This window comes from Cyanobium sp. Alchichica 3B3-8F6 (assembly GCF_024346435.1).
GTDB lineage: Bacteria > Cyanobacteriota > Cyanobacteriia > PCC-6307 > Cyanobiaceae > Cyanobium_A.
Genome location: NZ_JAGQCZ010000002.1, coordinates 213,142 through 239,769 on the forward strand (window position 1 = coordinate 213,142; position 26,628 = coordinate 239,769).

29 protein-coding genes are annotated in these 26,628 nt (G+C 66.7%); 11 read left to right on the top strand and 18 right to left on the bottom strand.

Features of this window, described 5'->3' with window-relative positions:
* Positions 1–2 precede the first annotated feature (2 nt).
* Positions 3–1,154, top strand: a complete 1,152-nt coding sequence (gene ald / locus KBY65_RS02975; RefSeq protein WP_255000469.1) for an alanine dehydrogenase — start codon at positions 3–5, stop codon at positions 1,152–1,154.
* Here ald and KBY65_RS02980 read toward each other — a convergent pair whose 3' ends face one another.
* The 13 genes from KBY65_RS02980 to KBY65_RS03040 form a co-directional block, all read right to left on the bottom strand.
* A complete protein-coding gene (locus KBY65_RS02980) occupies positions 1,155–2,219 on the bottom strand; it encodes a DUF3326 domain-containing protein (protein WP_254988527.1) in 1,065 nt (354 codons plus the stop codon).
* Positions 2,216–2,410: a hypothetical protein gene (locus tag KBY65_RS02985; protein ID WP_254988526.1), complete on the bottom strand. Its 195-nt coding sequence runs from the start codon at positions 2,408–2,410 to the stop codon at positions 2,216–2,218. The genes KBY65_RS02980 and KBY65_RS02985 overlap by 4 nt, the downstream gene beginning before the upstream one ends.
* Complete coding sequence (locus KBY65_RS02990; protein ID WP_198953888.1) at positions 2,407–2,769, bottom strand: 2Fe-2S iron-sulfur cluster-binding protein; 363 nt, start codon at positions 2,767–2,769, stop codon at positions 2,407–2,409. Before KBY65_RS02990 ends, KBY65_RS02985 begins: the two co-directional genes overlap by 4 nt.
* Positions 2,770–2,805: 36 nt before the next feature.
* Positions 2,806–3,528 carry a TIGR02466 family protein gene (locus tag KBY65_RS02995; protein WP_094561373.1) on the bottom strand — a complete coding sequence of 241 codons (723 nt, stop codon included), beginning with the start codon at positions 3,526–3,528 and terminating at the stop codon, positions 2,806–2,808.
* A gap of 131 nt (positions 3,529–3,659) precedes the next feature.
* On the bottom strand, positions 3,660–4,613 hold the full coding sequence (locus KBY65_RS03000; RefSeq protein WP_255000470.1) for a F0F1 ATP synthase subunit gamma: 954 nt from the start codon (positions 4,611–4,613) through the stop codon (positions 3,660–3,662).
* A 15-nt stretch (positions 4,614–4,628) separates the two neighbouring features.
* Positions 4,629–6,146 carry a F0F1 ATP synthase subunit alpha gene (atpA, locus tag KBY65_RS03005; protein ID WP_255000471.1) on the bottom strand — a complete coding sequence of 506 codons (1,518 nt, stop codon included), beginning with the start codon at positions 6,144–6,146 and terminating at the stop codon, positions 4,629–4,631.
* Positions 6,147–6,234: 88 nt separating this feature from the next.
* Positions 6,235–6,783 (bottom strand): ATP synthase F1 subunit delta, encoded by a 549-nt coding sequence (gene atpH, locus KBY65_RS03010; RefSeq protein WP_255000472.1) that lies wholly within the window; start codon positions 6,781–6,783, stop codon positions 6,235–6,237.
* Complete coding sequence (locus tag KBY65_RS03015) at positions 6,783–7,307, bottom strand: F0F1 ATP synthase subunit B (RefSeq protein WP_409996615.1); 525 nt, start codon at positions 7,305–7,307, stop codon at positions 6,783–6,785. Before KBY65_RS03015 ends, atpH begins: the two co-directional genes overlap by 1 nt.
* Positions 7,304–7,774, bottom strand: coding sequence for a F0F1 ATP synthase subunit B' (locus tag KBY65_RS03020; RefSeq protein ID WP_094561355.1), 471 nt, complete (start codon positions 7,772–7,774; stop codon positions 7,304–7,306). Before KBY65_RS03020 ends, KBY65_RS03015 begins: the two co-directional genes overlap by 4 nt.
* A 97-nt stretch (positions 7,775–7,871) precedes the next feature.
* Complete coding sequence (gene atpE / locus KBY65_RS03025) at positions 7,872–8,120, bottom strand: ATP synthase F0 subunit C (protein ID WP_010315318.1); 249 nt, start codon at positions 8,118–8,120, stop codon at positions 7,872–7,874.
* 159 nt (positions 8,121–8,279) lie between these two features.
* The gene (gene atpB / locus KBY65_RS03030; RefSeq protein WP_094561356.1) at positions 8,280–8,999 is read right to left on the bottom strand and encodes a F0F1 ATP synthase subunit A; all 720 of its coding nucleotides are present in this window, start codon (positions 8,997–8,999) and stop codon (positions 8,280–8,282) included.
* Between the two features lie 54 nt (positions 9,000–9,053).
* Positions 9,054–9,578, bottom strand: a complete 525-nt coding sequence (locus KBY65_RS03035) for an ATP synthase subunit I (protein ID WP_255000473.1) — start codon at positions 9,576–9,578, stop codon at positions 9,054–9,056.
* Between the two features lie 46 nt (positions 9,579–9,624).
* Positions 9,625–10,854 (bottom strand): class I SAM-dependent methyltransferase, encoded by a 1,230-nt coding sequence (locus KBY65_RS03040; protein WP_255000474.1) that lies wholly within the window; start codon positions 10,852–10,854, stop codon positions 9,625–9,627.
* A gap of 133 nt (positions 10,855–10,987) precedes the next feature.
* Between KBY65_RS03040 and KBY65_RS03045 the strand changes: the two genes are divergently transcribed.
* From KBY65_RS03045 to KBY65_RS03075, 7 genes are all read left to right on the top strand, one after another.
* Positions 10,988–14,011, top strand: coding sequence for a phycobilisome rod-core linker polypeptide (locus tag KBY65_RS03045; protein WP_255000475.1), 3,024 nt, complete (start codon positions 10,988–10,990; stop codon positions 14,009–14,011).
* Positions 14,012–14,385: 374 nt separating this feature from the next.
* Positions 14,386–14,871, top strand: a complete 486-nt coding sequence (locus tag KBY65_RS03050; protein WP_094561358.1) for an allophycocyanin — start codon at positions 14,386–14,388, stop codon at positions 14,869–14,871.
* Positions 14,872–14,913: 42 nt separating this feature from the next.
* On the top strand, positions 14,914–15,402 hold the full coding sequence (gene apcB, locus KBY65_RS03055; protein ID WP_094561359.1) for an allophycocyanin subunit beta: 489 nt from the start codon (positions 14,914–14,916) through the stop codon (positions 15,400–15,402).
* Between the two features lie 35 nt (positions 15,403–15,437).
* Positions 15,438–15,638 (top strand): phycobilisome linker polypeptide, encoded by a 201-nt coding sequence (locus KBY65_RS03060; protein ID WP_094561360.1) that lies wholly within the window; start codon positions 15,438–15,440, stop codon positions 15,636–15,638.
* A 221-nt stretch (positions 15,639–15,859) separates the two neighbouring features.
* Entirely contained in the window at positions 15,860–17,011 is a 1,152-nt protein-coding gene (locus KBY65_RS03065) for an FtsW/RodA/SpoVE family cell cycle protein (RefSeq protein ID WP_255000505.1), read from the top strand.
* 9 nt (positions 17,012–17,020) lie between these two features.
* A complete protein-coding gene (locus KBY65_RS03070) occupies positions 17,021–17,767 on the top strand; it encodes a cytochrome c biogenesis protein CcdA (RefSeq protein ID WP_255000476.1) in 747 nt (248 codons plus the stop codon).
* Positions 17,764–19,074, top strand: coding sequence for a cytochrome c biogenesis protein ResB (locus tag KBY65_RS03075; RefSeq protein ID WP_094561363.1), 1,311 nt, complete (start codon positions 17,764–17,766; stop codon positions 19,072–19,074). Before KBY65_RS03070 ends, KBY65_RS03075 begins: the two co-directional genes overlap by 4 nt.
* Before the next feature lie 9 nt (positions 19,075–19,083).
* Here KBY65_RS03075 and queF read toward each other — a convergent pair whose 3' ends face one another.
* Positions 19,084–19,509, bottom strand: a complete 426-nt coding sequence (queF, locus tag KBY65_RS03080; protein ID WP_094561364.1) for a preQ(1) synthase — start codon at positions 19,507–19,509, stop codon at positions 19,084–19,086.
* 212 nt (positions 19,510–19,721) lie between these two features.
* Between queF and KBY65_RS03085 the strand changes: the two genes are divergently transcribed.
* The gene (locus KBY65_RS03085) at positions 19,722–20,060 is read left to right on the top strand and encodes a P-II family nitrogen regulator (protein ID WP_255000477.1); all 339 of its coding nucleotides are present in this window, start codon (positions 19,722–19,724) and stop codon (positions 20,058–20,060) included.
* A 31-nt stretch (positions 20,061–20,091) separates the two neighbouring features.
* Here KBY65_RS03085 and KBY65_RS03090 read toward each other — a convergent pair whose 3' ends face one another.
* A complete protein-coding gene (locus KBY65_RS03090; RefSeq protein WP_255000478.1) occupies positions 20,092–21,015 on the bottom strand; it encodes a TlyA family RNA methyltransferase in 924 nt (307 codons plus the stop codon).
* Positions 21,016–21,127: 112 nt separating this feature from the next.
* Between KBY65_RS03090 and KBY65_RS03095 the strand changes: the two genes are divergently transcribed.
* The gene (locus KBY65_RS03095) at positions 21,128–21,340 is read left to right on the top strand and encodes a hypothetical protein (protein ID WP_255000506.1); all 213 of its coding nucleotides are present in this window, start codon (positions 21,128–21,130) and stop codon (positions 21,338–21,340) included.
* A gap of 69 nt (positions 21,341–21,409) precedes the next feature.
* Positions 21,410–22,705 carry an adenylosuccinate lyase gene (gene purB / locus KBY65_RS03100; protein ID WP_255000479.1) on the top strand — a complete coding sequence of 432 codons (1,296 nt, stop codon included), beginning with the start codon at positions 21,410–21,412 and terminating at the stop codon, positions 22,703–22,705.
* A gap of 35 nt (positions 22,706–22,740) precedes the next feature.
* On the opposite strand, the gene KBY65_RS03105 is transcribed toward purB, so the two are convergent.
* The 3 genes from KBY65_RS03105 to KBY65_RS03115 form a co-directional block, all read right to left on the bottom strand.
* On the bottom strand, positions 22,741–23,229 hold the full coding sequence (locus KBY65_RS03105) for a YbhB/YbcL family Raf kinase inhibitor-like protein (protein ID WP_254988517.1): 489 nt from the start codon (positions 23,227–23,229) through the stop codon (positions 22,741–22,743).
* 129 nt (positions 23,230–23,358) lie between these two features.
* Positions 23,359–23,793: a 23S rRNA (pseudouridine(1915)-N(3))-methyltransferase RlmH gene (locus tag KBY65_RS03110; protein WP_094561376.1), complete on the bottom strand. Its 435-nt coding sequence runs from the start codon at positions 23,791–23,793 to the stop codon at positions 23,359–23,361.
* Between the two features lie 22 nt (positions 23,794–23,815).
* Positions 23,816–26,578 (bottom strand): DEAD/DEAH box helicase, encoded by a 2,763-nt coding sequence (locus KBY65_RS03115; RefSeq protein ID WP_255000480.1) that lies wholly within the window; start codon positions 26,576–26,578, stop codon positions 23,816–23,818.
* Positions 26,579–26,628 lie beyond the last annotated feature (50 nt).

Genomic DNA, 26,628 nt, shown 5'->3' on the forward strand with positions numbered 1-26,628 from the left:
CCATGGCAGCCCCCAGCCCCGGCGCGGGCCACACGGCACCAATGGCCAGCATCGGCGTGCCAGCGGAAATCAAGCGCGATGAGCAGCGGGTGGCCCTCACACCCGACGCCGCCGGCGACCTGGTGAACCAGGGCATGGAGGTGCGCATCCAGGCCGGCGCTGGCCTGGGGGCAGGATTCACGGACAAGCAGTTTGCCGCCGCCGGCGCCCGGTTGGTGAGCGCAGAGGAGGCCTGGGCCGCCCACCTGGTGGTGAAGGTGAAGGAGCCCCAGCCGGAGGAATTTGCCTTCCTGCGCCCCGACCTGGTGCTGTTCACCTACCTGCACCTGGCGGCCTATCCCGATGTGGGACGGGCCCTGCTGGCGGCCGGCACCACAGCGCTGGCCTACGAAACGGTGCAGCTCGACGACGGCTCCCTGCCCCTGCTGGCGCCGATGAGCGAGATCGCCGGCCGCATCGCCGCCCAGGTGGGGGCCCACCTGCTGGAAAAACCCCACGGCGGGCGCGGCATCCTGATGGGCGGCTGCACCGGGGTGCGGCCGGCCCGGGTGGTCGTGCTGGGGGCAGGCAGTGTGGGCTGGAATGCGGCCCGGATCACCGCCGCGATGGACGCGGAGGTGTTTCTGCTGGACCGCTCGCCCCAGAAATTGCGCAACCTGGAGGCCCACCGCCGCGGGCGCCTGGTGAGCCTGGTGAGCAACCGCAGCCTGATCGAACGCCTGGTGCCGGAGGCCGACCTGCTGATCGGAGCCGTGCTCACGGCCGGCGGCCGCGCTCCCACCCTGGTGAGTGAAGCGCTGGTGCAGCAGATGCAGCCTGGCTCGGTGATCGTCGATGTGGCGATCGACCAGGGGGGCTGCATTGCCACCAGCCGCGAAACCACCCACACCAATCCGGTGCACACCCTCCACGGCGTGCAGCACTACGCCGTCGGCAACATGCCCGGCGCCGTGCCCTACACCTCCACCGAAGCCCTGGTGAGCGTCACCCTGCCCTACATCCTGGTGATGGCCGGGCGGGGCCTGGTGGAGGCCGTCACCGATCGCCCCGAGCTGCTCTCAGGCCTCAACACCGCGGCTGGGGCCGTGTGCCACCCGGGCGTGGCCCGGGCCCTGGGGGTGACACCCCGACACCCGATGGCCTGCCTGCAGTAACTAGCGCAGGCGGGGCAGGGGCCGCTCCAGGGCAGCGGTGCAGATCCCCTCCCGCAGGGCCAGCAGCAGCCCCGCCGCTGCCGCATAGCTGCCCGCCGTCAGCACCTCGAGCCCCAGGGCCTCCGCCGACACCGCCAGCACACAGGGGTTGTGCACAGCGATCACGGGAATGCCGCGCTCGGCGCAGGCCAGCACGGCGGCACCGCCAAGGGCTCCTGCGGGTGCCACCACGGCCCCCACGTCACCGATCTGCAGCAGGTCTGCACCCGCTGCCCAGGGCGCGGACGCACCAGCTGCCAGCGACACCAGATCGGGCGCCCGGCTCAAGCCCACCAGCACGCAGGCCAAAAACGTGTAGCCCAGCTCCTCCCCCGCCGCCCGCGGATCGAGATCCGGATCGAGCGGCAGCGGGCTGAGGGCCGGGGCATGGGCGCAGGGGATCCCCAGCTCCCGGCTGAGCAGATGGCTGATCACCGCTTCGGCGCCGGCTAGGGCATCCACGCCAGAGCCCTGGCGATAGGCCGCCAGGGCCTCACTGCCGGGATCCTCCGGAAAGCGGGCCACCACGGCGATCGCCGTGGCCCCAGCCGCCTGCAGCTGCCGGCCAGCCCGCAGCAGGGCGTCGGGGCGGCCGAGCTGCCCCCAGCTGGCACCGCTGGCCCCCTGGCGCAAGGAAACCTCAAGGGGCGCATCGGTGGTGACCACAGGGCCGATCTCCAAACCCAGGCTGGCGCGACAGCCCTCAGCCACCTGCAGGTGACGCCAGCGCAACTCCTCCTCGATACCGGCATCGAGCAGCAGGCCCACCCGCTGCCGGCGCACCGGCTGCAACGCCAGGGCCCCGGCGGCGAAACGATCCAACGCCGATCCCTCCACGTAGTGGATGCGCGGGTCGCTCCAGTAGAGAGCCGCCCCATTCATCACGTTGGGGTGGGTGATCAGGCAGCCGCTGGCCGCCGCCAGCAAGCGGGCGGCAGGCAGGGCATCGCCCGCGTAACCGCCGAGCTCGCAACCGATGCCGGTGGGAATCACCAGCAGGGTGGGCAGGGGCCGGGAGGCTGTCATGCCAGCACCACCGCTTCAATCGTCAGCACCACATCCAGCGTGGATGCAGCGGCCGGCTCCACCGCGACGATCGCCCAGCGCAACGGCTGCCCCTCAGCCGCCAGGGCGGTTTCGATCTGGACCAGCAGCGAGCCGGGGCCGCGGGGGAGACGCAAGGTGACGGGGCGCAGGCTGAGCGCCGAGCTGCTCACTTCTGGTATTGGCCGAACTGGGCTTCGTAGAGGGCGTCCTCCATCCCCGCCTGGAGCTTGAGATCCGCCAGGGGAAAGGAGACGCAGAGCAGGGCATAGCCCTGCTGCTGCAGCTCGGCCTTGACGCCCATGGCGTCGGGCTGGTGCACGCTGCCCTCGCTGATCAGCGCCGCACAGGTGGTGCACACCCCCGAACAGCAGGAGCTGGGCAGGGGCACGCCGGCCGCCTCGGCCGCGGCCAGCACGGTCTGGTCGCTGCGGCAGGGGAAAGTGTGCTGGGCGCCTTCAAATGCGGCGGTGATCGTGAAGGTCTGGGGATCGGTCACGGGAGGGGCCGGATCGGAGCTGCGATGCCCCATCTTCCCAGCCCGCCTCCACGCACCCGGCGGGCGGGCTCACAACTCCTGCCACTGGCTGGGGTGGGGGGCCAGGTATTCCGGCGGCGTAGCTCCGGCCTCAGCGGCAGGTGCGCTCAAAGCGAAATCGATGCTGAGGGAGCAGCGCAGATCGTCGGGGTCCTCGTTGGGCAGCACGGCGTGATCCAGGCAGCTGGGGAACAGCAGCAGCAGGCCGGCCTGGGGAGCCACATCCACCCAGGGAGCGGTCCAGGGCGAGGGGGCGAGGGGACCGCCGTGCCCCACGGCCATGCCCGGCACCAGCTCGTTGATCTGCCGCTTCGGCCACAGGCGCAGACAACCGCTGCGCCCGGTGCCATCGCCATTGAGGTAGTAGATGGCACTGAGATGGGCATTGGGGTGGTGGTGCCGGCCCACCACCTGCCCCGCCTCGCTGAGCACCGGCCAGCAGCGCTGAATGTGCAGGGCCGTCTTGGCGTGATCAAAGCCGAGCTGCTGCAGGTAGGCCTGCGCGTGACCAGCCAGAACGGCGATCAAGGGCGCAAAGACGCGATGGCGCTGCAGCTGCCACACGCCGTTGAGATCCCCCGTCCAGGCACAGCCGGGATCCGGATTCGAGCCAGCCTCACCTCTGAGGCTATTCATCGCCTGAATCTGAAGCGCCGTCTCGAGTGGATCGGGCAACAGCTGCACCCGTCCGAGCGCCACGGGGAACAGGGTCTCGATCGCCAGCCCGGCAGCGGCAGGCAACGGCTGGAGCATCGGCTCCTCCACAACGCACAGGGATTCCGCTCCAGCATCTCAGCCGCAGCAGCGCACAAAAATCCCCGACCTCCACGCGGTGGCGGGGAGTTCGGGGATGGAGCGCTGACGGCAGCGTGAAGAGGCTGTGCTCAGGCCATGGCCGCGGCGCCGCCCACCACTTCCAGGATCTCCTGGGTGATGGCCGCCTGACGCGCCTTGTTGTAGTCGAGGGTGAGGGTCTTGGCGAGCGCCTTGGCGTTGTCGCTGGCGTTGTTCATGGCCGTCATCCGGCTGGCGAGCTCGGAAGCAGCAGCCTCCTGGAGGGAGCGCAGCAACTGGTTTTCCAGATACAGCGGCAGTAGCGCATTGAGCAGCTGATCCGGGCTCTGATCGAACACGATGTCGGACGGCAGCTTGGGCTGCGCGTTGGCGGCCGTACCCACTTCCACACCCAGCTGACCATCCCGGGTGGTCAGACGGAAGATCTCGTCTTCAGGGATAGCAATGCCCTGGGGATCCAGGGGCAGCAGGGTCTGGATGACCGGCTTGGAGCTCACCAAGTTGATGAACTTGGTGAAGATGATCTCCACCCGGTCGGTGGTGCCGGCGAGAAACTCCGCCAGCACCTCGTTGGCGATGCCCATCGCCTCATTCGCCTTGGGAACCTGCTCGAGGCCCGTGAAGGTGGCCCGAATGGTGTATTGGCTGGCGCGATTCTGGAAATAGGTGATCGCCTTGCGGCCGATCAACACCAGATCCACGGCATAGCCCTGGCCCTTGAGCTCAGCAACGCGCTGCTCGGTGCGCTTGATGATGTTGGCGTTGTAGCCGCCGCACAAACCGCGATCGCCGGTCACCGCCATCAAGGTAATAGTGGCCACATCGCGCTGCTCCAGCAGGGGAGCATCGGCATCTTCAAAGCGCATGCGCGACTGGAGATTTTCCAGCACGCGAGCGAGGCGGTCGGCGAAGGGCCGGCTGCGCAGCACCTGCTCCTGGGCACGGCGCACCTTGGCGGCCGCCACCAGACGCATGGCCTCGGTGATCTTGCGGGTGTTCTTGACCGAACTGATCCGGTCGCGGATGTCCTTGAGGTTTGCCATCGGTACTCCCCCTCTTCAAACGGAGGCGAGCATGGTCGACTTCACCTCGTTGATCGCATCCTTAAGCAGGGCCTCAGCTTCGTCGCTGAGCTGCTTCTCGGTCTGCACCTTGGAGATGTAGTCGGCCTTGTTGCTCTTGAGGTAGTCGCGCAGCTCGCGGCAGAACTGCACGACCGACTCCACGGGCACTTCATCGATCAAGCCCTTGACACCGGCATACACGACGGCGACCTGCTCGGCCAGGATCAGGGGGCTGAACTGGGGCTGCTTGAGGATCTCGCGCAGGCGCTTGCCACGCCCCAGCTGCTGCTGGGTGGCGGCGTCGAGGTCGGAGGCGAACTGGGAGAACGCGGCCAACTCGTCGAACTGGGCTAGTTCCAGCTTCAGGGTGCCGGCGATCTTCTTGATGGCCTTGGTCTGGGCGGCACCGCCCACCCGGCTCACCGAGATGCCCACGTTGATGGCGGGGCGCAGACCGGAGTTGAACAGGTCGGAGCTGAGGAACACCTGACCATCGGTGATCGAGATCACGTTGGTGGGGATGTAGGCCGACACGTCTCCGGCCTGGGTCTCGATGATTGGCAGGGCGGTCATCGAACCCTTGCCCATGGCATCGCTCAGCTTGGCGGCGCGCTCCAGCAGGCGGCTGTGGCAATAAAACACGTCGCCGGGGTAGGCCTCACGACCGGGGGGACGGCGCAGCAGCAGCGACATCTGGCGGTAGGCCTGGGCCTGCTTGGTGAGGTCGTCGTAGATCACCAGGGTGGCTTTGCCCTTGTACATGAACGACTCAGCCAGGGCTGCGCCGGTGTAAGGAGCGAGGTATTGCAGTGCGGCCGACTCGGAGGCACTGGCGGCCACCACGATGGTGTAGTCGAGGGCGCCTTTCTCGCGCAGCACTTCCACCACGTTGGCCACGGAAGCAGCCTTCTGGCCCACGGCCACATAGACGCAGACAACGTCTTCACCCTTCTGGTTGATGATCGTGTCGATCGCAATGGCGGTCTTGCCGGTCTGGCGGTCGCCGATGATCAGTTCGCGCTGGCCACGGCCGATGGGGATCATCGCGTCGATGGCGGTGATGCCCGTTTGCATGGGCTCGTGCACCGATTTGCGCTGGATGATCCCAGGCGCCATCGATTCGATCAGGCGGGTTTCGGTGGTGGCGATGTCGCCCTTGCCATCGATCGGCTGGCCGAGGGAATTCACCACCCGGCCGAGCATGGCGTCGCCCACGGGCACGGCGGCGATCTTGCCGGTGGCCTTAACGGTGCTGCCTTCCTGGATGCCGCGGCCTTCGCCCATCAGCACCACACCCACGTTGTCGTCCTCGAGGTTGAGGGCGATACCTTCGGTGCCGTCTTCAAACTGCACCAGCTCGCCGGCCATCACCTGCTGCAGGCCATACACGCGGGCGATGCCATCGCCGATCTGCAGCACGGTTCCGACGTTGCTGACCGAGACCGACTTGTCGTAGTCCTCAATCTGCTGCTTGAGGATGGCGCTGATCTCGTCGGGGCGGATGGAAACCATGGGAGGAAGTCCCCACAGGGGGAGCTGATGAAAGGGGAGGCGTTGAAGCGGAGAAGGGGTGACCGAAAGGCCGGAATTGGCAGCCGAGCTAGCTCACCTGGGCCAGCGCCAGCCCGAGGCGGCGCACCTGACCGGAAAGGCTGGCGTCGATCACCTGGGAACCCATGCTGACGATGAAGCCACCGATCAGGTTGGGGTCCACTGCGAGGTCGAATTCCACGGCCTTAGAACCGGCGATCGCCTGCACTTTTTGATTGAGCACAGCCTGTTGCTCTTCGGTGAGCACTGCGGCCGAGGTGACCTTGGCCAGGGTGATGTTGCGCAGCTCTCGGTAGAGCTCAAGGAAACGAGCCAGCACCGCATCGAGCATGGGCAGGCGCTGACGATCCGCCAGCAGCTTGAGCAGGTTCTGAAAAGATGGAGTCACCTGGTCGTTGAACAGGCTGGCCAGCGCGGCCTTCTTGGCCTCGGGCTCAAGCACTGGAGACGCGAGAGCTGCGCGCAGTTCAGGGCTGGAGTTGAGCACCGCCAACACACCCTTGGCCTGGTCAGCTACGGTGTCGGTTTCCTTGCGCGACTCAGCAACCTGCAGCAGGGCTTCGGCGTAGGGGGTGGCAATCGAGTTGAGGAGTGGCATCAGGCTTTCCCCAGGGTGGTGATGGACTGATCGATCAACCGCGCTTGCGCATCGGCATCGAGCTTCCCAGGGAGGGTGGCGAGCGCTTTGGCGATGGCGCGGTTGGCAGCCTCACGGCGCAGCTGGTCTGTAACCCGGGCCGCCTCAGAGCTGAGATCGGCCATGGCACCCTGCTTGAGGCGGGCCATCTCCTCAATGGTGCGCTTTTCACTCTCCAGGCGCAGCGCCTGGGCGCGGGCCTGACCATCCGTGCGGATCTGGTCAGCTTTCTGCTGAGCAGCCGCCAGGTCCTCCTGGGCCTGGGCCAGGGCCGTGGTGGCGGAGGCCAGACGCTCTTCAGCGTCCTGAAGGTCGCTCAGAATGGCGTTGCGACGGCGCTCCAGGATGCCGCCCAGGAAACCGGGCAGAAACTTCCAGAGGCCAAAAATGACGATCGCCAGGTTGATGATGTTGGTCTCAAACGGGTTGAGATTGAGACCAAAGCCGCCGTGACTGGCGAGCAAGGGTGGCAGCAGGTGGGTCATGAGGTGGCCAGCAAGCGGGACACGATCAGGTCACCGAGCTTGTCGGCATCCTTGTTGAGCTGGGTCATCGCCTGATCCCTCTGGGCATCGATCTCGCGGCGAGCCTGCTCCCGGGATGCATTGGCATCCGCTGTAGCGGCCGCCAGGGCATCGCGGTAGAGACGATCCATTTCCTGTTCCGCCTCCTGAATCAGCTTCTGGGACTGCTGACGCGCGTCCTTGAGCTGCTCCTTGAGGTCGGACTCCAGCCGTTCAACCTGAGCCAGCTTCTGCTTGGCGTCGGCGCGACTGGTGGAAATAAAGCTCTCGCGGTCCTCCACGGCCCGGCCAACGGGGCGGAAGAACAACGAATTCAGAATGAAGGTGAGGAGCACCACCTGCACCGCCATGAGCGGGAGTGTGGCGTCGAGGTCAAACAGACCTCCCTCCGGGACACCTGCTTCGGCGAGCAGAAGCCAGCTGGTCATTGGGGCGAGGGCGCTGGAACGATCGAGCGGGATGGGCGGTCGTGAGGCTGGGAGGGCAGGGGCTCAAGCCCCCACCTTCCGTCCACTCACGCAACGATCAACCGGCGAAGGGGTTGGCGAACAGCAGCACCAGGGCGACCACGAGGCCGTAGATGGTGAGAGCTTCCATGAAGGCCAAAGACAGCAGCAGGGTGCCGCGGATCTTGCCTTCGGCTTCGGGCTGACGTGCAATGCCTTCAACGGCGCCGCCAGCTGCGGTGCCCTGACCGATGCCGGGGCCGATGGCACCGAGGCCGACAGCCAGGCCAGCGGCCACAACAGACGCAGCGGAGGTGATGGAATCCATGGTGGAGTGGGGGATGGGAGGCGCCTTGACAGCGCGTAGTGGACCGGGATTGAAACCCTGCGCCTGGGACATCCCCGAAGGAATGGGCCCGGGGTGCATCCGGACCTGCGCGAGTGAGATTTAGCAGAGCGCCTGAGCAACCCTGCTGAGTGGAAGCACCTAGTGATGCTCCTCGTGCACCGCCTCACCGATGTAGTAGGCGGCAAGGGTGGCGAAGATCAGGGCCTGAATGGCGCTGGTGAACAGTCCCAAGAACATGGCCGGCAGGGGCACGATCAGGGGCACCAAGAACGCCAGCACCGCCACCACCAACTCGTCGGCCAGGATGTTGCCGAAGAGACGGAAGGAGAGGGAGAGAGGCTTGGTGAAATCCTCGACGATCTTGAACGGCAGCATGATCGGGGTGGGTTCCACGTAGTACTCGAAGTAACGCAGACCCTTGCGGCTCAAGCCGGCATAGAAATAGGCCAGCGACACGAGCAGCGCCAGCGCAATCGTGGTGTTGATGTCGGCGGTGGGAGCACCGAGCTCGCCGCTGGGAAGGTGGATCAGCTTCCAGGGCACCAAGGCTCCGCCCCAGTTGCTCACGAAGATGAACAGAAACAGGGTGCCGATGAAGGGCATCCAGTCGCGGTAGGCCTTCTCACCGATCTGCTCGCGCGAGAGGTCGCGGATGTAATCCCACACGAACTCGAGCAGATTTTGGGTGCCGCGGGGATCACGCTCCAACTTGCGGGTGCCGACCACCACCAGGGCCAAAAGGGCACCGATCACAACCCACGAGCTCAGGAACACCTGGCCATGGATCTTGAGGTTGCCGAGTTGCCAGTAGAGGTGTTGACCAACCTCCAGTTCAGCAAAGGGGAGAAGGAGAGGCATCGGAGCCAGCGAAGGGGAGTTCGGGGTCGCCGGAGCGACGGAACGGTGTGGGGATCAGGAGTCGAAGACGGCCTGAAGGATCACCGCCGGTTTGTAGAGCAGGAAGCCCAACAGGGCCGGCAGGGTGGAGAGCTGGGGGACCCTGGTGGAGACGAGCACCAGAGCGACCGGCACGAGCAGCTGGGCCCTGCTCAAGCGGCGGGAGTTTTCCCCCAGCCGGGTGACACTGCGGCTCAACAGCCACAGGTAGAGCAATCCAGCCAGGGCACCCACCAACAGGCTGAAGGCCGTGGCAAGGGAACCGACGAGGGCGGTGACGACCACGGCCGCTGCGGAGAGCAGCATGGTGGCCAGCAACAACCGCCGTTGGAGCCGGAAGTAATCGCCCATTCCATTGCTGGGATCAGCGCTGGTGCTGGGGTCGGCCGAGGCACGATCGTGCGCCGCAGGTGCCACCACCACAGGGATCGATACGGCGGTGGAGTCCACCATCTGCTCCAGGTCCACGCAGACGGAAGAGGCCGGCAGAGCGGCACTCCCGGAGTCGGGAACGGAGGAGCAGGGGAGGGAAACTGACAACCGCGTTCAACCCCTGAAAAGGCGCGCGGAATCTATCACGTGCGGGTCAAAGCACGGGCAGCAACACGCGCTGCTCCAGCAGCTGACGGGCCACCGCAAGCCGCTGAGCAAGGGGCCAATCCAGGGGCAGCTCGTCGATCGCCAGCTCTGGGGCGGCCTCCAGTGCCCGCATCAGGCTGAGGCCCTCCGCGCTGAGGCTGAGTGGCATCAGATCGGGGCCCATCAGACTGGTCGATGGCCAGCCCCAGAGGCAGCGGTTGACCTCAGCACGGGCGGCCAGGAGGGCAGCATCGGAACCCCAGTCCGGGAGGCAGACCGCACCCTGGCTCAAGAAAAACTCGAAGTGACTGATGTCGGGGTCGAGCTCCTCGACCAGAGTCCACTGATCGCGAGGGCTGAGGGCCTGGGCCCGCTCCAGCAGGTCACCCTGCAGCAGCCGCGCCGGATCCCACACCTCCGGGTTGGAGAACCCGACGAACTCGAGACCAGCTGCGGCCACGAACACCATCAGGCGGTCCAGGTTGTAACTGGTCTCCTGGGGGTGGAGGTACATGTCGGCGAAGTTGGCATCGGCCGTCGTATCGAGGGCCCAGCGCTGCTCGTGGTGGCGGCGCAGCCGATTGGTTTCGGGCAGCTCCGCCAGCAGTTGCCGGCCCAGGCGCAGGCCTTCATCGCCTGTTCCTGCACCCAGCAGCGCCAGGGCCCGCTGGGTGCGGTGAATTTCCCAGCGACCACCGTCGGCGTACAGAAAAAGATGGAGCAGGCCACCGGGCCGCAGCAGCCCCGCCAAGGCCCGCAGGCCGGCTTCCGGCTGGCGCAGATGGTGCAACACCCCCACCGAATTGATGTAGTCGAACGGACCCTCCCCGGCCAGGTCGAGCAGGCTGCGCTGCTCGATGCGCAGCTCGCGCACCTGGGCTGCGGCCCCGGAGCGGCGGGTGCGCGAGCTCGCCACCTCAAGAGCGCCCGGACTGATGTCCACCGCCAGCACCGAGGAACCGGGATTCAGATGGCAGAGGTAGTCGGTGCTGACGCCGGTGCCGCAGCCGGCATCGAGGATCCGCCAGCTGCGCGGGCCGCTGCTGGGGCGGGACGGAAGGCCACCGAAGGCGGCGGCCCAGGCGCTGTCAACGCACCAGCGCCAGTTGTATCCCGGTGGAGGGCCGTCCTGAAGGGGATCGCCTGGGTAGGGGAAGCGGTCGTAGAAGGCGCTCACCACTGGCGTGGCGGCATCACTGGCGGGCACGGGGGCAGGCACAGGAATCGTGAACGGCAACCGGCCGAGCTTTTCATGCCTGCGCGCCCGATCCAAACAGCGGACCCCGACGCGGCTGCAAACATTTGTTCATGGCCCGACGAAGGCCCAGAGGGCCCGCCGTAATGTGGCCCAGCCCGGTTCGCTCTCGTCAATGACCGTGACCGCCAGCAGCGGCAGCACCAGGGTTTCCCCCCAGCGCTACGACACCCTGCCGCTCTCCAGCGTCCGTCAGGCGGAGCAACAGGACCGCTTCCCCGACGGCGGGGAACTCGACACTTTGGTGGCCTTCTTCCAGAGCGGTCAGCAGCGGCTGGAGGCCGCGCGCCGGATCTCGGAAAATGCCGACTTCATCGTGGCCAAGGCGGCCAACCGGATCTTTGCCGGCGGCACGCCGCTCTCCTATCTGGATGCGCCCCTAAGCATTTCCGCTAAAGCCAGCGGCAATGAAACGCCCCTCGCCGCCGACCAGGCCGCCTTCCAGCGCTCGGTGCAAACCTTCGCCCAGGGCACCGACAGCTCCGGCGGCAACCTGATCACCCGTCTGCTCGAGGGCGCCGGCGGCGATGCCGACGTGCGCGTGGTGCTGCCCACCGGCTTCAGCCCGATCGCGGTGGGCCGCTACGGCACCGACCGGATGCGCAAATCGCTGCGCGACATGGCCTGGTTCCTGCGCTACTTGGGCTATGCCCTGGTGGCTGGCGATCCCAGCATCCTGGCCGTCAACACCCGCGGCCTGCGCGACGTGCTCGAGAAGGCCTGCTCCCTGGCCGCCACCAATGTGGCGCTGCAGGAGATGCGCGCCGCCGCCGCCGGCCTCTGCAAGGACAATCCCCAGGCCCGCCAGCTGGTGATTCAGTACTTCAACGTGCTGATCGCCGAGCTGGAGGTGCCCACCCCCTCGACCCGCCAGCGCCTCGGCAGCCCTGAGAACCAGGGTCTGCAGCTGCCGGCCACCTACGCCCTCGCAGCCGATGGCAAGCAGCGCTTCATCATGCGGCAGCGCCTCAGTGGCGCTCAAAAGGCCGAGGTGATCCGCGCGGCCTATCGCCAGGTGTTTGAACGCGACATCGCCAAGGCCTACAGCCAGATGCCCTGCCCGGTGGAGGCCACCCAGGTGCGCCAGGGCCAGCTGTCGATGCGCGAGTTCATCCGCGCCCTCGGCCGTAGCAAGGAATACCGACAGCAATTCTTCGGCCGCTTCTCCAACAGCCGGGCCGTCGAGCTGGCCTTCCGCCACTTCCTCGGCCGGGGCATCAGCTCCCGCGAGGAGTTCACCCGCTACTTCGACATCGTCAGCGCCCAGGGGCTCAACGGCCTCGTGGATGCCCTGATCAACACCATCGAGTACGCCCGGGTGTTCGGGGAGGAAACCGTGCCCTACCTGCGGGATCTGGGTGAAGAAGCCCAGGAGAGCGCCGGCTGGGGGTCCAACCGCAAGCTGTTCCGCTTCAGCGCACCGTTTGAAGGCGCCCCCCAGTACGTCACCCTCTACGCCTCCTACCGCCAGCCCTTCCCCGACCAGCACGTCTACGGCGGCGGCAATGACCCGCTGGCCCTCAACTACGGCGCCATCTTCCCCTCTGGCACCGCTTCGGTGGCCACCCGCCCAGCGCCCTACGGCTACGACAGCCGTCGGATCCTGATCGGCAACGGCTTGGCCCAGCCGGGCCAGATGGACAGCGTCCAGTTCCGCAAGGCCATGCCTCGCCGCGTGGGCCCGAAGGTGGTGCGGCTGCAGCAGATCGCCACCGGCGGCAGTTCCGTGCCCCGCCGCGGCGGTCAGCCCAGCGTGCGCGGCACAGAGGCCAGCACCCAGGCGGTGATCAACGCGGTGTACGTGCAGATCCTCGGCACCGCTGGCTATGCCGGTGAACGCAACAAAGTCGAGGAAATCAAGCTCGAAAACGGCGACATCAGCCTGCGCGAATTCGTGCGTCAGGTGGCCCGCTCCACCGCCTTCCGGCGCCGCTACTGGAGTGGCCTTTACATCACCAAAGCGATCGAGGTGATGCACCGCCGCATCCTGGGCCGCCCCAGCTTCGGGCGTTGGGAAATCGACGCCTACTTCGACACCGCCGCCCGCTCGGGCTTCTACGGCGTCGTCGACAAGATGCTGAACAGCCGGGAATACAACGATTGCTTCGGCGAGGACACCGTTCCTTATGAGCGGTTCATCACCGCCGGCGATCGCAATGCCCGCCAAGTGCCAGCCCTCAACCGGCCCTTCAATGCGGCGGCCTATGCCGACATCACCCCGGGCAAACGCCCTGATGTGGCCGCTCCCCAGACCCTGCGCACCACCACTGACACGGTGTCGCGCAACCTGGCCGATCGCCCCCGCGTGGTGATGGGTGGATGGAGCGCCCAGATCGCCGGTGGGGAAACGATGGCAGCCCCGGCAACGGCCATTCCCACGGGCCCCGGCAGCATTCGCCAAGCACCAGCCCCGACCCGGCGCTGGAACCAAGCCCCAGCCACCACAACAGGGTTCTGGACCTCAACGCCCGGCGGCAGCCCACCCTCCACCCCCAGCACGCGGACCCCGATCAGCGGCAATTGGCGGGCCTCCGTGGGCAGCGGCCAGACCAGCGGACTCGCCAGCCAACCTGGCGCAGCGATGGCCAAGGCGATTCAACCGGGCCGCCCCCAGGGCTTCAGCCGTCGCCAGAGCGTTGGCAGGCCCGTGCAGGTGGGCCGCACCAGCAGCGAAACCCAAGTTCAGGAGGCCCTGGAGAGCGTCTACAAGCAACTGCTCAACCGGGTTCCATTTGCCGCCGAGCGGCTGGGCGATGCGGAATCCCAATTCCGCAACCAGCAGCTCACCGTGGCCGAACTGGTCACCCAGATCGCTGGCAGTGACCTCTTCCAACAGCGCCTCAACCGCATGGCGCTGCTTCGGGCAGCGTCAGCCGCCTACCTCGCCTTGCTCGGACGGGCCGCCCAGCCCCAGGAAGTGAGTGCATTCCTGGCCACACGAGCCAGCCTAGGCCAACAGGCGGCCGTCGATGCCCTGCTGAGCAGTGAAGAATATGGCCAAGCCTTTGGCCAGGACACCGTTCCCTATCTGCGCGGCCTGGCAACTGCCGATGGCATCCCCCTCAGCACGGTGAACCGCACCGCAGAGCTGTATGGGGGCAACGCCGGCCTCACCCCTCGGCCGAAAGCCCCCATCTGAATCGACAGGCAGGGGCCAACGGGGCCACTAACGAACCTTCCCACCTCCCGAATTTGCTTCGGGGGGGGGTTTTTTCATGTTCAGAAACATCAATTGCCACAACTTTTGATTCACACCGTGAAACAAGTGCGCCAATCAGCCCCACTGAATAATGAACAATTGCTGCGGTCGGTCGCTATGAACAACATCGACCAAAACCATTGCAGCCCAAGGGATCTTCGAGTCAAAAGCGCCGTGAAGAACTGTTACCGCTGCCAAGGGCTGTGCGGGGGCTTAGCGCAGAATGATTCGACGATCGGCGCGAGTCGATCCTTCCCTCACCCACCGGATATCGGTCTCCGTCAAGGCGGCCGCTTGTTTCGAGGCAGAACTGCATGAGCATCGTCTCCAACTCGATCATCAACGCGGACGCCGAAGCCCGCTACCTCAGCCCTGGCGAACTCGACCAGATCAAGTCCTTCGTGGGCGCTGGTCAACGTCGTCTTCGCGTGGCTCAGGTTCTTAGCGAGAGCCGCGAGCGCATCGTGAAAACCGCAGGCGGAGCCCTGTTCCAGCGGCGTCCCGACGTCATCTCCCCTGGCGGCAATGCCTACGGCGAGGAGATGACCGCTTCGTGCCTTCGCGACATGGACTACTACCTGCGCCTGGTGACCTACGGGATCATCGCCGGTGACGTGACGCCCATCGAAGAGATCGGCATCATCGGCGCCAAGGAGATGTATCGCTCCCTCGGCACTCCCCTGGACGCCATGGCTGAGTCCGTGCGGGAAATGAAGAACGCCGCCATGGGCCTGCTCACGGGCTCTGACGCTGAAGAAGCCGGTTTCTACTTCGACTACGTCATCGGCGCCCTCTCCTGAGGCGACGTTCCTTCCCCATTCCCCGCCACCCAAGCCGGATTCATGCAAGACGCCATCACTAACGTCATCAACCAGGCCGACGTCCAGGGCCTGTACCTCGACGGTTCGGCCATGGGCCGCCTGGAGCAGTACTTCGCCAGCGGTGAGCTGCGGGTTCGGGCTGCTGCCACCATCAGCGCCAACGGTTCAGCCATCATCAAAGAGGCCGTGGCCAAGTCGCTGCTGTATTCGGACATCACCCGTCCCGGCGGCAACATGTACACCACCCGTCGCTATGCGGCCTGCATCCGCGACCTGGATTATTACCTCCGTTACGCCACCTACGCCATGCTGGCGGGTGACACCTCAATCCTCGACGAGCGCGTGCTGAACGGCCTCAAGGAGACCTACAACTCCCTGGGCGTGCCCATCGGCGCCACCGTGCAGTCGATCCAGGCCATGAAGGAAACCACGGCTGCCCTCGTGGGTCCGGATGCTGGCCGTGAAATGGGGGTGTATTTCGACTACATCTGCTCCGGCCTGGGCAACTGATCCCCTGCCAGCGGCACACCCCGAGGATCACCACCATGCGTCTGTTCAAGATCACGGCCTGCATCCCCTGTCCGGAGAAAAGCCGCACCCAGCGCGAGCTGCAGAACACCTATTTCACGAAATGGGTGCCCTACGACAGCTGGTTCGCTGAGCAGCAGCGAATCATGAAGCAGGGCGGCAAGATCCTCAAGGTGGAACTGGCCACTGGCCGTCGCCAACAAAACGTCGGCAACTGAGTCTCGTCAAGCTCCACTGGTCTGGCCACACAACTCCCACATGCCCGGCATTCGCTGGGCTTTTTTATTGGGTACCGATTGGCTCGAAGGGGCTCGACAACCACCACCCAAACACGGCTCAATAGGGCCTCAGGATGGTGCCGCTCCGGCACTCCTTACTCCTTGTCTTGGCCCGAACCGCAACCCACACCACCAGCAGCAACGCCTCGCCAAGCCGCAGCATCGGCGGAGGCCTGTTGCCCCTGCCCTGGGACCAGTGGCCCGCAGAGGCGCGGCTGCTGCTGGGCATGGTGGCGCTCTGGAGCGTGATCGGATTGCTGGTGCTCACCTCAGCGAGCTGGTGGGTGGCGGAACGGGAAATGGGCGATGGAGCCTTCTATCTCAAGCGCCAGCTCATCTGGATGGTGGCCAGCTGGGGCCTGCTCTGGCTCGGCCTACGCACCAGCCTGCGGCGCTGGCTGCACCTCGCCCCCCTGGGGCTCTGGGTCGGCATCATCATGATTGCGGCCACCCTGGTGGTCGGCAGCACCGTCAATGGGGCGAGCCGCTGGCTGGTGGTCGGTCCCGTCCAGCTGCAACCGTCGGAATTGGTGAAGCCCTTCCTGGTGCTGCAGGGGGCTGCGCTGTTTGCCCACTGGAAGCGCATCGGCGGCGATCAGAAGCTGCTGTGGCTTGGGGTGTTCGGGGCGCTGATTCTGCTGATCCTCAAGCAGCCCAACCTCAGCACCGCCGCCCTTTCCGGCCTGCTGCTCTGGCTGATGGCGCTGGCCGGCGGCCTCTCTCTACCCCTGCTGCTGGGGGCCGCCGGTGCCGGGGGTCTGCTCGGCAGCGCCAGCATCCTGATGAACAACTATCAGCGCCTGCGGGTGGCGTCGTTTCTCGATCCGTGGCGCGATGCCCAGGGAGATGGCTACCAGCTGGTGCAGAGCCTGTTGGCCATCGGCTCGGGAGGCGTTCTGGGGGAGGGTTTTGGCCTATCCACCCAGAAACTGCAATACCTGCCGATCCAGAGCACCGATTTCATCTTCGCTGTGTTTGCCGAGGAGTTTGGCTTTGTGGGATCGGTGGTGCTGCTGCTGTTTCTGCTGCTGTTTGGTTTTGTGGGCCTGCGGGTAGCTCTGAGTTGCCGCAGCAACCAGCAGCGCCTGATCGCCATCGGCTGCACCACCCTGCTGGTGGGTCAATCGATTCTCAACATTGCGGTGGCCAGTGGCGCCATGCCCACCACCGGCCTGCCCTTGCCGCTGATCAGCTACGGCGGCAACTCGCTGTTGGCCAGCCTGCTGGTGTGCGGCCTGCTGATCCGCTGCTCGCTGGAAGCAGGCGGCCTCGCCTCCACCCCCCGCCGCCGGCGCACCGCAGCCGCCCGATAGGCTGACCAGATGATTAGCCTTGGGCCCCAACTGGCCGATTGGGCCCGCACCAGCGAGGCGCTGCTGCAGCAATCCCTGGCCAGCCCCTCACCCGGCACCGTGGCCGTGGTGTTTGCAGGCGGGCTGCTCACCAGCCTGGGCCCCTGCTCCCTATCGCTGTTGCCAATCACCCTGGCCTACCTGGCCGGCTTCAGCAACGAAACCGGCAGTGCTGCATTGGCCCAGCGTCAGACCCCCTGGCTGCGCAGCCTCAGCTTCACTGCAGGGATTGTGGCGGCCCTGGTGCTGCTGGGCTTGGTGAGTGGGCTGCTGGGCCGCATCTATGGCCAGATTCCTGGCCTGATTCCGACTGTGGTGGCGGTGCTGGCCCTGCTGATGGGGCTCAACCTGCTTGGCCTGCTCAAGCTGCCCCTGCCCGCCGGCCCCGATCCGGAGGTGTGGCGTCGCCGCGTGCCGGCGCCACTGGCGCCGATGGCTGCGGGCCTGGCCTTCGGGCTGGCGGCCACCCCCTGCACCACGCCGGTGTTAGCGGTGCTGCTGGCCTGGATAGCCCAAAGCGGCAAACCCCTGGTGGGGATGCTGCTGCTGACCAGCTTCGGCGCGGGCCAGGTCGTGCCGCTGCTGCTGGCGGGCACCGCGGCGGCCAGTTTGCCGCACCTACTCAGCCTTCGCCGGGTGGGTCAATGGGTGCCACCGATCAGCGGCGTGGTGCTGGTCACCACCGGTGCCCTCACCCTGGTGGCCAACTGGCGATGACCAGCTCCATCAGAGGCTTCACCCGGGTGCTGGGCTGGATCTCCGATCTGCGCCTGGCGATTGTGCTGCTGCTGGTGATTGCCGTCGCCAGCGGGGTTGGCACGGCCATCCCGCAGCAGGAAACCGCCGAGTTTTATCACCGGCTTTACGACCCCCAACCCTGGCTGGGCCTGCTGGGCGGCGATGGGGTGATGGCCCTGCAGCTCGACCATGTCTTTTCCAGCGGCTGGTTTCTAGGGCTGCTGGCCTGGCTGGCCCTGTCACTGCTGCTCTGCAGTTGGCGCCGCCAGTGGCCCGCCCTGCAGGCCGCCCTGCGCTGGATCGACTACCGCTCCCCTCGCCAGCTCAGCAAATTGAGCGTGGCCGAAACCCTGCCCACCCCTAGCCCCAGCTCCAGCCTGGACACGCTGGCCCAGCTGCTGCAGCGTCAGGGTTGGCAGATCCAGCTCCAGGAGGGGCGCCTGGCGGCCCGCAAGGGGGTGGTGGGCCGGGTGGGCCCCATGCTCGTCCATGCCGGCATGGTGGTGTTGATGCTGGGTGCCGCCTGGGGGGCCGTAGGCGGTCAGCGGGCCGAGCAATACCTGGCCCCCGGCCGCAGCCTCGAGCTGATGGACAGCCGCGGCAGCAGCCGGCTCACTCTCGCCCTCGACCGCTTCGCCATCCAACGGGATCCCGCCGGCCGACCAGAGCAATTCACGTCCCAGCTGCGCATCCTTGAGGGCGACGGCAGCGAAGGCAGCCTGCTGAAGCAGGCGCAAATCAGCGTCAACCATCCGCTGCGCTTCCAGGGAGTGACCCTCTATCAGGCCGACTGGGCCCTGGCGGCGATCACGGTGCAACTGGGCAAGAGTCCGCTGCTGCAACTGCCGCTGCAGAGCTTCCCTCAGCTGGGCGAGCAGGTGTGGGGGCTGGTGCTGCCAACCCGGCCCGATGGCAGCGAGCCGGTGCTGCTCAGCCTGAGCAGTGAGCAGGGGCCAGTGGATGTGTACGGCGCCGATGGCAGCTTGCTCAGCCAGATCGCCCCCGGTGGTGAACCCGTGGAGGTGAAGGGTCTGCCGATCCGGGTGGAGAGCGTGCTGCCCGCCAGCGGCATCCTGCTGAAGCGGGATCCGGGCGTGCCCCTCGTTTATGCCGGCTTTGCCATCGCCCTGGCCGGTGGAGGCCTCAGCCTGCTGGCCACCCGTCAGCTGTGGGCGATCGCCGAGGAGCAACCGGGCCAGCAGGGCCAATTGCACGTGGCCGGGCTGTGCAACCGCAACCTCACCGGCTTTGCCACCGAACTACCCCAGCTCCTGAGCCAGCTCTGAGGTGGCCCGTCAGCAGGGCAGCCGCGTGCCGTGGCTGACCCGCACCACGGTGTGCACGTTGCCGCGGGGATGGAAGTCGGCTTCCAGCTGCATCCACTGGGGATCGGTGGCGGCCACCAGGTCGTCGAGAATGCGGTTGGCCACCTCCTCATGGGAGATGGAGCGGTCGCGGTAGCTGTTCACGTAGAGCTTGATCGCCTTGAGCTCCACCACCCGGGGGCCAGGCTGATAGAGCAGACGCAGCACGGCGAAGTCGGGGTAGCCCGAAAACGGGCACTTGCAGGTGAACTCGGGCAGCTCGATCGAAATCTCGTAGGGGCGTCCGGGCCGGGGATTGTCGAAGCAGATCAGCTCCGCCTCGGCGATGGCCCGCTCGCCATAGAGCGGCGTTTGGGTGCGATCAGGGCTGGCGGGAGCTGCGGAGCTGGAGGACATGGAAAGGGGAAACGGCCCGGCCAGAGGCCCGGCGTGCACGGCGTGCACGGCGATCCTAGAAAGAACCGGGAAGCCACTCCGGCGCCCCGCGCGAGCGCCCCCGCCGGTAACAACCGCTACGACGACCCCCGCAAAGCTCGGGCCTAATGGGGCGATTCCCTCCCACCGGCAGGGATTTCCTGAGAGACTTCTATTTAGCCCGAGCTGTTCCTATGAAAAAAGTTGAGGCCATCATTCGTCCCTTCAAGCTCGAGGACGTCAAGATCGCGCTGGTGAACGCGGGGATCGTGGGCATGACCGTGAGCGAGGTGCGCGGATTTGGCCGTCAGAAGGGCCAGGTGGAGCGCTACCGCGGCTCGGAATTCACCGTGGAGTTCCTGCAGAAGCTGAAATTGGAAATCGTCGTCGACGACGACAAAGTCGATACCGTGATTTCAGCGGTTCAGGACGCGGCCCGTACCGGCGAAATCGGTGACGGCAAGATCTTCGTCAGCACGATCGACTCGGTGATCCGCATCCGCACCGGCGACCGCGACAGCGGCGCCATCTGATCTGAGCTGAGCTTGTCGGCACCAGCGCCGTTCAGCCATCCCCTCGAGCCCTGGTGGTCAGCGTGCTGGCCACCAGGGCTTTGATCTGGGCGGGGCCCACGGTCGCCGTGGCTAGCGGAGCAGGGGTTGCCTGTTCGGGGTTTACCTGTTGGGGGTTTGCCTGTTGGGGGTTTGCGGTTTGTGCAACATCGTGTTGAACAACGCCCAAGCGCCGCAGCCACAACAGGTATTCGTGGTTGCCGGCGGGCCCGGTGATCGGCGACGCCACCAGGCCGCAGGCCTTCAGCCCCAACGCCCCGGCCGCCGCAATCACCCCCGCAATCGCATCGCAGTGGGCGACGGGATCGCGCACGACCCCGCCCTTGCCGACGCGGCTCTTGCCCACCTCGAACTGGGGCTTGACCAGCAGCACCAGATCGACGGGCACCTCGTTCTGGAGCAAGCCCAGCAGGGCCGGCAACACCAGGGCCAGGGAGATGAACGACACATCGGCCACCGCCAGATCGGGCAAAGGGTCCTCCGGGCCGTAGAGGTCTGCGGGGCTGAGGTGGCGCAGGTTGGTGCGCTCGCGCAGCACCACTCGGGGATCGCTGCGCAGGCTCCAGGCGGTTTGGCCGTAACCCACATCAATGCCATAGACGCGCGCGGCGCCGTGCTGAAGCAGGCAGTCGCTGAAGCCGCCGGTAGAGATGCCGCCATCGAGGCAAACGCGGCCCTCCACCTGCAGCGGAAAGTGCGCCAGCGCCTCGAGCAACTTCTCACCACCGCGGGAGACGAACCGGGGCGGCTGCTGCACCAGCAGCTCCGCCTCCGGCAACACCTCCGTGCCCGGCTTGTCGAGCACACGATCGCCCTGCCGCACCCTCCCGGCCCGAATCAGCTGTTGGGCCTGCTGGCGGCTGGCGGCCAGGCCGCGGGCCACCAGCTCCAGATCCAGGCGTTGTTTGCGGGCCATGGCACTCGCGCTTTTGTGATCAAACCACAACGCAAACGGAACACATTCCAAGCAAGCCCGTCTCCCGCTCAAAACTCAGCGGAGGATGTCTCTCAACTTCGAAGCGGCAGCGATGGCCACCTTGATCCACCGCGCCCAAAAAACCAACAACGTGCTGGAGCTGCTCTACCCCGGCAGCTTCGTCAAACTGCGCAACCAACCGCATGATTTGCCTCCCTTCCAACTGATCCAGTGCCGCGGCGAACGCTGCTGGGTGCGCCAGCAGGCTTGGGGACATCAGGTGCACTGGGAAGTGGAGCACCGTCGCCTGACTGCGGCGGCCTGACAACTGCGGCCTAACCAGTCCCCAGGGGACGCACCCATACATTGGTCTGGACGTGAGCCAAACGCGGCCTTGATCGAGCGTTACACCCTGCCCGAAATGGGCAACCTCTGGAGTGAGGAAGCCAAGTTCCAGAGCTGGCTGGATGTGGAGATCGCCGCCACCGAAGCCAACTGCGAGCTGGGCCGGGTGCCCGCCGAGGCCGTGGCCACGATCAAGCAGAAGGCCAGCTTCAGCGTCGAGCGCATCCTCGAGATCGAGGCGGAAGTGCGGCACGACGTGATCGCCTTTCTCACCAACGTGAACGAGCACGTGGGTGACGCCGGGCGCCACATCCACGTGGGCATGACCAGCTCCGATGTGCTCGACACGGGCCTGGCACTGCAACTGAAGGCCTCGGTGCAGCTGCTGCGCACCGAGCTTGACGCTCTCGCAGACGCCCTTAGGGCTTTAGCCCGCGCCCACAAGGGCACGGTGATGATCGGCCGCTCCCACGCCATCCACGGCGAGCCGATCACCTTCGGCTTCAAGGTGGCGGGCTGGCTGGCGGAGGTGGAGCGCAACCGCGACCGGCTGGAGCGCCTCGAGCGGGTGGTGAGCGTGGGCCAGATCAGCGGTGCCATGGGCACCTACGCCAACACCGACCCCCAGGTGGAAGCGATCGCCTGCGCCAAGCTCGGCCTGGAGCCGGATACGGCCAGCACCCAGGTGATCTCCCGCGATCGCCACGCCGAATACGTGCAAACGCTCGCCCTGGTGGGCGCCGCCCTGGAGCGCTTCTCCACCGAGATCCGCAACCTGCAGCGCACCGATGTGCTCGAGGTGGAAGAGAACTTCGCCAAGGGGCAGAAGGGCAGCTCGGCCATGCCCCACAAACGCAACCCGATCCGCAGCGAGCGCATCAGCGGCCTGGCGCGGGTGCTGCGCAGCTACGTAGTGGCGGCCCTGGAAAACTGCGCCCTCTGGCACGAGCGCGACATCAGCCACAGCTCGGTGGAGCGGATGATGCTGCCCGACTGCTCGGCCACCCTGCACTTCATGCTGCGGGAGATGACCGACGTGGTGAAGGGCCTGGGGGTCTACCCCGACAACATGGCCCGCAACATGAACGTCTACGGCGGCGTGGTGTTCAGCCAGCGGGTGCTGCTGGCCCTGGTGGAGAGCGGCATCAACCGCGAAGATGCCTACCGGATCGTGCAGCGCAACGCCCACACCGCCTGGAACACCGAGGGGGGCAACTTCCGCGCCAACCTCGAGGCCGACGGTGAGGTGACCAGCCGCCTCAGCCTCGAGCAGCTGGCCGACTGCTTCTCCACCGACCTGCACCAGGAGAACCTGGGCGTGATCTGGGAGCGGCTGGGGTTTTGAGCGTCTCAGCGCTGGGCCCCAGAGGGGGTGCAGCACTAGCGGCTGTAAACCCCCGTGAGCTGGGCCGTAGCCAGCTGATGGCCGGCCATGGCCTGCTGGAGCTGTGCCACCGTGATGCCAGGCTCCAGATCCAGGCTGGTGTCGAGGGCAAACAGGCTGAAGATGTAGCGATGGGTCTGCCCCAGTGGCGGCTCCGGCCCCTGGTAGCCGATGCGATGGAAGTCGGCGACGCCCCAACAGGCACCGTGGCAGGCGCCACTGGGAAGCTGGGGTGCCCGATCCAGGCCGGCCGGCAGGCCCTGGTGCTCAGCCGGGAGGTTGAACAGCACCCAGTGCACCCAGGTGCCCCCCGGCGCATCGGGATCCTCCAGAACCAGCGCAAAGCTGACGGTGGAGCTCGGTGCTCCGTGCCAGCGCAGCGGCGGGGAGAGATTCAGGCCATCGGCACAGTGGATCGAAGGAATCCTGCCCCCATCGACAAACCCAGGGGAGGTGAGCTGGAAGGAGCCGTTGCTGCTCGACATCGTTCGGTCTCGGCCTCCACAGCCTGAGCCGGTGCCAACCAATCCCGAAGCGTTGCCGCGCCTTCTCGCTGGGATCACAGCAGGGTCGCCACGCATCCGCTGCCTGACGATCACGACAGAGCCGCGCGACTAAGCCTTGTGATACGGGCCACCCTGGAGGATTGACGTGGCGCGATAGAGCTGCTCCAGCAGCAGCAGTCGGGCCAGCTCGTGGGGGAATGTCATCGGTGAGAGGCTGAGGCGCCAGCTGGCTCTGGCCTTGAGCCCTGGGTCCAGCCCATCGGCGCCGCCGATCACGAAGGCGAGGCGATCCGAGCCTGAATCGCGCAGCTGCTCGGCGAAGCTGAGCGAATCGACGCTGCGGCCCTCTTCGGTAAGCACCACCAGCCGTTCATCAGCTTGGAGGGCCGCCGTGATCGCCGCAGCTTCCTTGACCATCGTGGAGTCCTTGAGCTCCGTGATCACCAGTCCTGGCAGGCGCTTGCGGTAGAGAGCGACTCCCTCCTGCACCCAACCCTTGCGCACCTTGCCCACGGCGATGATGCGGATGCGGGCGGAGTTGATCACGGGTTACTGCCCACCAACCTCAGGCCTGGGGGCGTTCGGTGGCCGGGTCGAGCTGGCCGTTGCCGCTGGCCAGCAGATCTTCGATCTCGCACACCGGGAAGCGGTTGATCGCCTTCAGGGCGGCGCGGGCTTTGGTGCGCAGCTGCTCACTGATCGCCTCGCAGTAGGGCACCTGGGCCAGCAGATCCACCGTGCGGCGCAGGATCCGCACCACATCGCCTTCGTCGAGGGAGGTGTTGGCGATCACGTCGCTCCAGCTGGCCCCCTTGGCCCAGGCGTGCACCAGGCCGGTGAGCTCGGGCTCCCACCAGAGCGGGAAAGTGACCTTGGCGCGCTCCTGCTGGCGCTCCAGCTCCCGGCGCAGACCGCGCAGATCGTGCAGGGCCTCCTCGGCAGCCGGGGGCGGCGGGTAGCCGCACCAGAGATCCGGCCGATTCACCTCGGTGGAAATCGCCTCAAACACCGCCGCCAGCTGGGGCGGATCGAGCTCATCGAGGTGGCCACTCATCAACGCCAGCCCCAGCCACAGCTCGTTGTCGCCGCGCAGGGCCGCCACGGTGCGGCCCACCTCGGTGGGCTCCAGCCCATCGGCCCCCGCCAGGGCCCCGAAGAAGCGCAGCACCTCGATCAAGGCCAGGAAGGTGTCCCAGTGGCGGTTGGAGCGGAAGTGCAGCAGCCGCTGGCGCTCGTCGATCTCCAGCTGCAGCTCCTCCATGCGCCGGCGGTGCTTCTTGAGCTGGCGGCGGTCACCCCAACGGTGGGCCGGATGCAGCTCCAGCTGCTCCTCCAGGTCATGCACCAGCTGGGCGTGGGCCTGCACCTCGCCCGCCAGGTCGTATTGGGGGGTGACCATGTCGTGGCGGCTGGCCATGTGGGCCACCGCCAGGGCGAGGCCGCCGCTGGCCTGGTCGCCGTGGCGCAGCTCGCCGGCATGGCGCAGCTCGGGCGCCTCCACCTGGCCCACCTGCAGGCAGCTGAGCTCGGCATGCAGGGCCACCACGGCGCCGCAGGGCAGCAGCAGCCATACGTTGTCGTCGGTGAGGCAGAGCAGCAGGGGGAACTGGCCCGGCCCCTTCACCTTCTCGACGATCACCGCTGGTGTCACCCGGCCGCGCAGCTGAGGGGCCTTGAGGCTCACCAGGGTGCCTTCGCTGGCGAACTGCAGGGCCAGGGTGAGCTCATGGGCGAGGGTTTCCTCGGCCTGCTGCTGCAGGATCCGCAGGATGCGGCGCTCCTCGCGCAGGTGCCCCCGCTGTTTCTCGTAGTCCTCGAAGTCGTCCCAGGGCACCTCGCCGGAGCCATCTTCGAGGCCCTCGAGCTGCTGCATCAGCTGGGCGATCCGGGCCTCGTCTTCAGCCAGATCCAAGGTGGCCAAATAGCGCCCGAAGCTACGCTCCACCAGCTCCTTGGCCTTGGCCAGGTCGTAGCGCTGCAGCAGGTTGAGCACCATGCCGTAGCTGGGCGTGAACTGGCTGACCAGCGGATCGGCAGGCGCGGTGGCCAGCTGGCCCGCTTCGCGCACCCCCTCAAAGCGGCTCTGCACCGTCACCACATAACCCTGGGAGTCGAGGCCCCGCCGGCCGGCACGGCCGGCCATCTGCAGGAATTCACTGCCCATCAGTGCCCGGTGGCCCCGCTCAGTGCGCTTGGACAGCGCCGAGATCACCGTGGTGCGGGCCGGCATGTTGATGCCGGCGGCCAGGGTTTCGGTGGCGAACACCACCTTGATCAAGCCCTGCTGGAACAGCTCCTCGATCAGTTCCTTCCACGCCGGCAGCACGCCGGCATGGTGGGCGGCTATGCCCCGCAGCAGCGCCTCGGCGTGGCCGCCCTCCCGCACCGCCTCGGGGGTGGCCGCCACAAAGGCGTCGAGCCGGGCCTTGATGCGTGCCTGCTCCGCCGGGGTCACCAGATTGGCCTTGCCAAGCTCCTTGACCCCCTTGTCGCAGCCGCGGCGGCTGAAGATGAAATAGATGGCGGGCAGCATCTCGCGCTCGGCCATCTGGGCCACCACAAAGCCAAGCGGCGGCGCCTCGGGCTGGGGCGGCTTGGGCGTTTTCGGGCCCTTGCGGTGGCTGCCCTTGGGGGCCCGCCACACCTTGCAGTTGGGATGGAGCCCGGTGCCCTCCTCGTTGAGCAGGGGGTGCAGGCCCTTGGCACTGCAGAAGCTGAACGCGAGCGGCACCGGCCGGTGGTCGCTGAACACCAGGCGGGTGGGGCCGTGCACCCGCTCGATCCAATCGGTGAGCTGGCCGGCATTGGCCACCGTGGCCGAGAGGGCCACCAGCTGCACCGGCGGCGGGCAGTGAATGATCGATTCCTCCCACACGGTGCCCCGCTGGGAGTCGTTCATGTAGTGGCACTCATCGAGCACCACCGCCTCCACGCCCTCGAGCGGATCGTCTCCCCCATCCACTTCCGCATAGAGCATGTTGCGGAAGATCTCGGTGGTCATCACCACCACCTGGGCCTCACGGTTGAGGCTGAGGTCGCCGGTGAGCAAGCCCACCTTGTCGGCGCCAAACTGCGCGCGGAAATCGCGCAGCTTCTGGTTGGAGAGTGCCTTCAGCGGCGTGGTGTAAAACACCTTCTGGCCGTGGGCCAGGGCTCGGTAGATGGCGTATTCGCCCACCAGCGTCTTGCCCGAACCCGTCGGAGCGCTCACCACCACCGAGTGGCCCTGGTTGAGGGCATCGATCGCCTCCAACTGGAAGTCGTCGAGCGGAAAGGGAAAAATTGCCGCCGGATCGAGGGCTGCAGACACCGGCGCAGACTGGGGCATGGAGTGATCCTATGGGCCCCGGCTGAGGGACGCAGCCTTGCGCGTTGCGC

Excerpts from the sequence above, each read along its gene's own strand:
- ald (WP_255000469.1), top strand. The coding sequence starts at position 3 with ATGGCAGCCCCCAGCCCCGGCGCGGGCCACACGGCACCAATGGCCAGC.
- KBY65_RS02980 (WP_254988527.1), bottom strand. The coding sequence starts at position 2,219 with ATGACAGCCTCCCGGCCCCTGCCCACCCTGCTGGTGATTCCCACCGGC.
- KBY65_RS02990 (WP_198953888.1), bottom strand. The coding sequence starts at position 2,769 with ATGGGGCATCGCAGCTCCGATCCGGCCCCTCCCGTGACCGATCCCCAG.
- KBY65_RS02995 (WP_094561373.1), bottom strand. The coding sequence starts at position 3,528 with ATGCTCCAGCCGTTGCCTGCCGCTGCCGGGCTGGCGATCGAGACCCTG.
- KBY65_RS03000 (WP_255000470.1), bottom strand. The coding sequence starts at position 4,613 with ATGGCAAACCTCAAGGACATCCGCGACCGGATCAGTTCGGTCAAGAAC.
- atpA (WP_255000471.1), bottom strand. The coding sequence starts at position 6,146 with ATGGTTTCCATCCGCCCCGACGAGATCAGCGCCATCCTCAAGCAGCAG.
- atpH (WP_255000472.1), bottom strand. The coding sequence starts at position 6,783 with ATGCCACTCCTCAACTCGATTGCCACCCCCTACGCCGAAGCCCTGCTG.
- KBY65_RS03015 (WP_409996615.1), bottom strand. The coding sequence starts at position 7,307 with ATGACCCACCTGCTGCCACCCTTGCTCGCCAGTCACGGCGGCTTTGGT.
- KBY65_RS03020 (WP_094561355.1), bottom strand. The coding sequence starts at position 7,774 with ATGACCAGCTGGCTTCTGCTCGCCGAAGCAGGTGTCCCGGAGGGAGGT.
- atpE (WP_010315318.1), bottom strand. The coding sequence starts at position 8,120 with ATGGATTCCATCACCTCCGCTGCGTCTGTTGTGGCCGCTGGCCTGGCT.
- atpB (WP_094561356.1), bottom strand. The coding sequence starts at position 8,999 with ATGCCTCTCCTTCTCCCCTTTGCTGAACTGGAGGTTGGTCAACACCTC.
- KBY65_RS03045 (WP_255000475.1), top strand. The coding sequence starts at position 10,988 with ATGACCGTGACCGCCAGCAGCGGCAGCACCAGGGTTTCCCCCCAGCGC.
- KBY65_RS03050 (WP_094561358.1), top strand. The coding sequence starts at position 14,386 with ATGAGCATCGTCTCCAACTCGATCATCAACGCGGACGCCGAAGCCCGC.
- apcB (WP_094561359.1), top strand. The coding sequence starts at position 14,914 with ATGCAAGACGCCATCACTAACGTCATCAACCAGGCCGACGTCCAGGGC.
- KBY65_RS03060 (WP_094561360.1), top strand. The coding sequence starts at position 15,438 with ATGCGTCTGTTCAAGATCACGGCCTGCATCCCCTGTCCGGAGAAAAGC.
- KBY65_RS03070 (WP_255000476.1), top strand. The coding sequence starts at position 17,021 with ATGATTAGCCTTGGGCCCCAACTGGCCGATTGGGCCCGCACCAGCGAG.
- KBY65_RS03075 (WP_094561363.1), top strand. The coding sequence starts at position 17,764 with ATGACCAGCTCCATCAGAGGCTTCACCCGGGTGCTGGGCTGGATCTCC.
- queF (WP_094561364.1), bottom strand. The coding sequence starts at position 19,509 with ATGTCCTCCAGCTCCGCAGCTCCCGCCAGCCCTGATCGCACCCAAACG.
- KBY65_RS03085 (WP_255000477.1), top strand. The coding sequence starts at position 19,722 with ATGAAAAAAGTTGAGGCCATCATTCGTCCCTTCAAGCTCGAGGACGTC.
- KBY65_RS03090 (WP_255000478.1), bottom strand. The coding sequence starts at position 21,015 with ATGGCCCGCAAACAACGCCTGGATCTGGAGCTGGTGGCCCGCGGCCTG.
- KBY65_RS03095 (WP_255000506.1), top strand. The coding sequence starts at position 21,128 with ATGGCCACCTTGATCCACCGCGCCCAAAAAACCAACAACGTGCTGGAG.
- KBY65_RS03105 (WP_254988517.1), bottom strand. The coding sequence starts at position 23,229 with ATGTCGAGCAGCAACGGCTCCTTCCAGCTCACCTCCCCTGGGTTTGTC.
- KBY65_RS03115 (WP_255000480.1), bottom strand. The coding sequence starts at position 26,578 with ATGCCCCAGTCTGCGCCGGTGTCTGCAGCCCTCGATCCGGCGGCAATT.